Source organism: Streptococcus sp. CCH5-D3 (assembly GCF_001556435.1).
Classification (GTDB): Bacteria; Bacillota; Bacilli; order Lactobacillales; family Streptococcaceae; genus Streptococcus.
In genome coordinates this window covers 1-207 of record NZ_LSIW01000140.1, presented here as the reverse complement: position 1 = coordinate 207, position 207 = coordinate 1, and the positions used below count along the sequence as shown (strand labels likewise).

Below are 207 nucleotides of genomic sequence, written 5' to 3'. Positions count from 1 at the left end.
TGGGCTTGAAACTTTAGCTTCTGCCTTGATTGACGCACGACCTGTGAAGGTATAACGACCTGACTCTGGGAGACTTGGTTTCGCAGCTGGTTTGCTTGCTTCTGGCTTAGCTGCTGCAATATCAACATAACGACGAGCACCACTTGTTGTCGCGTATGAAAGCCATTGACGACCATCGGCTGTCAAAACCTTGTCGTAGTTAACGCT

Annotated in this window: 1 protein-coding gene; it reads right to left on the bottom strand. The window is 48.8% G+C overall.

Annotated elements, in window-relative coordinates:
- Positions 1-207 (bottom strand): SH3 domain-containing protein (locus AX662_RS09175; protein ID WP_197414702.1); only part of this gene is annotated, 207 nt, incomplete at both ends.